The following is a 585-nucleotide window of genomic DNA, read 5'->3' as shown; positions in this document are numbered from 1 at the left end:
GACCCGTCGACCCAGACGTGAACAACGTGTACACACCCGCACCACCCGGCACCTCCCCCACACCCGACACCACCTCACCCAACAACCCCACACCCAACCCCTCACCAACCACCACACCATCAACCGAAACACCCACCCCCTCACCACAATCCACCACCACACGCCGCACACCCCCAACACCCACAACCCCCGCAACAACACTCCCCCCACCCACATCCCCCGCCCGTACCAACACCACACCCACACCCGCCGTCGACAACATGAACCCCACCCGCTCCGCAGGCGCATCCACCTCCACCGGCACATACCGACCACCCACAGCCACCACCGCATGCACCGCCACCAACAACTCCAACGACCGCGACATCACCACACCCACAGCCGAATCCACACCCACACCCAACCCCGACAACTCCCGCGCAACACCCCCCACCAACCCACCGAACTCCCCATACGACACCACCCGACCACCCACCCGCACCGCCACCGAACCCACCGACAACCCCACCCGCTCAGCAACCACCGACCCCACCGAACGACCCGACCACCCCAACCCCACCTCCACACCACGCGACCAACCCTCGA

The 585-nt window shown here is 66.2% G+C and carries 1 protein-coding gene; it reads right to left on the bottom strand.

Annotated elements, in window-relative coordinates; translation table 11 throughout:
• A partial coding sequence (locus KB201_RS25315) for an AMP-binding protein (protein WP_307848136.1) occupies positions 1-487 on the bottom strand: 487 nt, incomplete at its 3' end.
• Positions 488-585: the final 98 nt, after the last annotated feature.

Origin of the sequence: Gordonia sp. SCSIO 19800 (assembly GCF_018132775.1) — a bacterium.
Lineage (GTDB): Bacteria > Actinomycetota > Actinomycetes > Mycobacteriales > Mycobacteriaceae > Gordonia > Gordonia hongkongensis.
Note: the sequence above shows the minus strand (reverse complement) of the source record. Positions and strands in the feature narration are given on the sequence as shown.